This is a genomic window from Fulvivirga lutimaris (assembly GCF_009711525.1).
GTDB lineage: Bacteria > Bacteroidota > Bacteroidia > Cytophagales > Cyclobacteriaceae > Fulvivirga > Fulvivirga lutimaris.
On sequence record NZ_SMLV01000184.1, the window covers coordinates 1 to 4,453 of the forward strand.

Annotated in this window: 6 protein-coding genes; 4 read left to right on the forward strand and 2 right to left on the reverse strand. The window is 37.9% G+C overall.

What is annotated here, in order from left to right; all coding sequences use genetic code 11:
* Window positions 1-120 precede the first annotated feature (120 nt).
* Window positions 121-360 (forward strand): MoaD/ThiS family protein, encoded by a 240-nt coding sequence (locus E1140_RS01585; RefSeq protein WP_155178346.1) that lies wholly within the window; start codon window positions 121-123, stop codon window positions 358-360.
* Window position 361: 1 nt separating this feature from the next.
* Entirely contained in the window at window positions 362-772 is a 411-nt protein-coding gene (locus E1140_RS01590) for a molybdenum cofactor biosynthesis protein MoaE (RefSeq protein WP_155178348.1), read from the forward strand.
* Here the strand turns inward: E1140_RS01590 and mobA are convergent.
* Both mobA and moaC read right to left on the reverse strand, forming a co-directional pair.
* Complete coding sequence (gene mobA, locus E1140_RS01595) at window positions 763-1,338, reverse strand: NTP transferase domain-containing protein (RefSeq protein ID WP_185153364.1); 576 nt, start codon at window positions 1,336-1,338, stop codon at window positions 763-765. The genes E1140_RS01590 and mobA overlap by 10 nt on opposite strands.
* Window positions 1,319-1,798, reverse strand: a complete 480-nt coding sequence (moaC, locus tag E1140_RS01600) for a cyclic pyranopterin monophosphate synthase MoaC (protein WP_155178351.1) — start codon at window positions 1,796-1,798, stop codon at window positions 1,319-1,321. Before moaC ends, mobA begins: the two co-directional genes overlap by 20 nt.
* A gap of 19 nt (window positions 1,799-1,817) precedes the next feature.
* On the opposite strand from moaC, the gene E1140_RS01605 reads away from it, so the two are divergent.
* Together E1140_RS01605 and ffh are read left to right on the forward strand one after the other, a co-directional pair.
* Window positions 1,818-3,014 (forward strand): molybdopterin molybdotransferase MoeA, encoded by a 1,197-nt coding sequence (locus E1140_RS01605; protein WP_155178353.1) that lies wholly within the window; start codon window positions 1,818-1,820, stop codon window positions 3,012-3,014.
* A 67-nt stretch (window positions 3,015-3,081) separates the two neighbouring features.
* On the forward strand, window positions 3,082-4,413 hold the full coding sequence (gene ffh, locus E1140_RS01610) for a signal recognition particle protein (RefSeq protein ID WP_155178355.1): 1,332 nt from the start codon (window positions 3,082-3,084) through the stop codon (window positions 4,411-4,413).
* Window positions 4,414-4,453 lie beyond the last annotated feature (40 nt).

The window sequence follows — 4,453 nt, forward strand, 5'->3', positions numbered from 1 at the left end:
AACATACACAACGAATATAGTTAATTGCAGACGTTTTAATTGATAATTTTCTTTAAAAGGGAAATGATATATTACAACTGTATGCTATTCTACTTAAATTTAAACCCTAACGATTAGACTATGAAATTGAATGTGTTGTTGTTTGGAGTAACCAAAGACATCATTGGGGGGACAACGACCTCAGTGACACTTGAGGACTCCAGTGTGCTCGGACTAAAAAGTAAACTATTTGATGATTACCCTAAACTCAAGGGGTTAAACTCATTGTTGATAGCTGTTAATAATGAATATGCAGATGATGATTTGATTATAAAGTCTTCTGATGAAGTGGCAATAATTCCTCCTGTAAGTGGCGGTTGATATGATTGAGATTACAGAAAGTGTACTAGACACCAACAAAGTGATTAATTCGGTAATGGATCCTGGTTGTGGCGGACTTAATGTTTTTATCGGCAATGTCAGAAATAATACGAAGGGGAAAGAGGTAGTTCACCTTGAATTTGAGGCGTATTATGAAATGGCCATAAATGAGCTTCAAAAGATTGCTGAAGAAGCAAAATCGGAGTTTAATGTTAGTAAAATGGCCATAGTTCATAGGACAGGAAAGGTAGAAATAGGAGAGGCCGCTGTGGTTATTGCTGTTGCTGCCCCTCATAGAGATGCAGCTTTCAAAGCGTGCAGGTTTGCTATTGATACATTAAAGCAAACAGTACCAATATGGAAAAAAGAAGTCTTTGAAGATGGTGAGGTTTGGGTTTCTGCTCACCCCTGATTTTTAAGATATAAGTTTAATTCATCTGGAGTATTAATATTCTTCAATGCTTCTGAACTAGCCTTTAGCACCTGAGTTCTCACAAGTTTTAAGAATTGTTTAGGACTATCTCCTTTGAATTTTTTAAGCTCCTCAATACAGCTTTCTTCCCAAATAGCGAACAACGGATTGATATGCCCATCAGTGTCACTATAACAAACGGCATCTAAATCCGAATTTCTGGAATTGATCAACTGAAGAATAAGCTCATCATTTATAACAGGCATATCGCATGGAACTGTCAGTAGAGATTTATCAATAATATTAAAAGCGGATTTGATTCCTTCAAGAGGACCTTTATTATCATTTACATCTTTTATTAAAGGAAATGAGGATTCTATTTTTGTTTGCTGCTTAGCATTACACGACAAATAGACTTCACTGCAATATTTTGATAGTAGCTGAAAGAGGTATTGGTATTGAGGAATCCTATGATAAGAAATTTGACTTTTGTCCTTGCCCATCCGTTGGCTATTGCCACCCATAAGGACTATTCCTATCAGGTCACTATTTTTCCTGGTAGTCACTTTTTCCACCCGTTTTTGAAACCAACCTCGTATTAGAAATGACAATTTTATGTGACATGGCCTTGCACATATCATATACAGTTAAGGCGGCTACAGACGCACCAGTAAGTGCTTCCATTTCTACTCCCGTCTTTCCAATAGTGGTAGCTGTGCATGTTATCTCAATTACTTTATTAACGATTTCGACATGTACCTTACAGTTTGACAGGTTGAGCTGATGGCAAAAAGGGATAAACTCTGAGGTTTTTTTTGCTGCCATTACACCAGCAATAATACTGGTATGAAAAACAGGCCCTTTTTTGGTACTAATTTCCCCATTCTTCAAGAGCCCAAGTATTTCGTCATTTACTTGCACCTCACTTTTAGCTACTGCAGTCCTTAAAGTTTCATTTTTACCCGAAACATCCACCATGGTTGGGTTGCCTTCTCCATCGATATGCGTTAATTTGTTGTCACTCATATTTACCAAAAATAGCGAAATGATTACTGTTGAAGAAGCGTCAGGAATAATTAACAAGAACTTATATAGCCCAAAGGTTGAGGAAGTTGGATTGTCCGAGGTGTTGGGGCGTGTATTAGCTGAAGATATTTATGCAGATAGAGATTTTCCTCCATTTAACAGGGTAATGATGGATGGAATAGCCATTCAATTTGCTGCCTGGGCCAAAGGACTAAGAACTTTTGAAAAGGAAGGAATTCAATTGGCCGGTGAGGTTCAAAAAACTTTGGATAAATCAGGAAATTGTCTTGAAGTTATGACAGGAGCTATTTTACCTGTAAATACTGATGTGGTTATACCTTATGAAGAGTTAGATGTTGATGGTAATACAGTTAAAGTTACATCCGATATCATCAAACAAAATCAAAACATCCATTCACAAGGAGCGGATGTGAATATTGATGAAAAAATACTCTCGAAAGGGTGTATGATTTCTACTGCTGAGATCGGAGTATTGGCAACAGTGGGCAAGTCTTTTATCAAAGTATTATCCCTGCCTAAAGTAGCGATCATATCAACTGGTGATGAATTGGTTTCTGTCGAGGAAAAACCATTGGCATACCAAATAAGACAGTCCAATAGTCATGTGCTAAAGGCTGCGCTGAAAGAGTCAGGAGTGGAGGCTCACATTCATCATATTTTAGATGATCGGGATTCATTGTTAACGAAGCTAAGGGCTATTGTAAAAGAAGTAGATGTTTTGATACTTAGTGGAGGAGTGTCAAAAGGGAAGAAGGACTATGTGCCTGAAGTTTTAAATCAACTTGAATTTCAAAAGCAGTTTCATGGCGTGATACAAAGGCCGGGAAAACCTTTTTGGTTTGGTGTTAGAAAAGATAACAAAACTGTGTTTGCTTTGCCGGGAAATCCAGTATCAACCTATTTGTGTTATCAAAAATATGTGAAAAAGTGGCTTTTTAGCTCATTAGGCGTTGATTTGAAGCCGGAGTATGCTTTTTTGTCTGAAGACTTCAATTTCAAAAAAGAGTTGACCTATTTCCTTCAGGTTAAAATTTATAACGAATTAGGTAAGTTAATGGCGCAACCTGTAGCAGGTCAAGGTTCAGGTGATTTGGCCAATTTAATCTCCGCTGATGGCTTTCTGCAATTGCCTGCAGATAAAAGTTTATATAAAGCAGGCGATGTGTTCCCTTTTATTCGATATAGAAGGTCTTAAATTTTACATTTTAAATTCAATTCACCCTAAAAATCCATAATTTTGCAGCCTGTAAAAAAGGAAAAGTATGTTTGATAATTTAAGTTCGAAATTAGAAAAAGCGTTTAAAACCCTTAAAGGTCAAGGTAGCATCACGGAAGTCAACGTGGCCACTACCATGAAGGAAATTAGAAGAGCTTTAATTGATGCGGACGTTAACTATAAAGTTGCTAAGGACGTAACTGACGAAATCAAAGAAAAAGCTTTAGGTCAGGATGTTTTGACTGCAGTTTCTCCGGGGCAGCTACTTACTAAAATTACTAATGATGAGCTTACCTCTCTTATGGGAGGAAGTCACGAAGACATAAATGTAAGTGGTAATCCTGCAGTTATTTTAATCTCGGGTCTTCAAGGTTCTGGTAAAACTACCTTCTCAGGTAAGCTTGCCAACATGCTCAAAAATAGTGGTAAACAAGTTCTGTTGACAGCATGTGATATTTACCGTCCAGCTGCAATAGACCAGCTAAAGGTGCTTGGGGAGCAAACAGGAGTAGAGGTTTATGCAGAGCCCGAGAACAAGGATGCTGTTAAGATTGCTAACAACGCTATCAAGTTTGCAAAGGAGAATGGCAAGAAGATAGTAATTGTCGATACTGCTGGTCGTTTGGCAGTTGACGAGGAGATGATGAATGAAATCTCCAGATTAAAAGAAGCATTAAACCCATCAGAAACGCTTTTTGTTGTTGATTCTATGACGGGTCAGGATGCTGTAAATACAGCAAAGGCCTTCAATGAAAGGCTGAACTTTGATGGTGTTGTATTAACAAAGCTTGATGGTGATACTCGTGGTGGTGCTGCTATTTCTATTAGAAGGGTAGTAGAGAAGCCGATTAAGTTCATATCTCATGGTGAGAAGATGGAAGCCATTGACAAGTTCCACCCTGAAAGGATGGCCAATAGAATATTGGGCATGGGTGATGTTGTTTCTTTGGTAGAACGTGCACAGCAGACTTTTGATGAAGAAGAGGCCAGAAGATTAAATAAAAAGATCCGTAAGAATCAGTTTGATTTCAATGACTTCTTATCACAGCTTGAGCAAATCAAGAAAATGGGAAATATCAAAGACCTGATGGGGATGATTCCTGGAATGGGTAAAGCATTAAAAGATATTGATGTTGATGATGATTCATTTAAACCAATAGAGGCTATAATCAGATCAATGACGACTGAGGAGCGTGAGTCTCCAGATTTAATTAATGGTAGCCGAAGAGCACGTATAGCTACAGGAAGTGGTACTTCCGTTCAGCAGGTTAATAATCTTTTGAAGCAGTTTAACGATATGCGCAAGATGATGAAGACGATGAACAAGCTGGGAGGAGGGAAGCGTGGTCTTGCTGCAATGAATCCTTTTGGGAGATAATTAAGAAATATTATATAAAAGTAAAGGCCAACTCAATGAG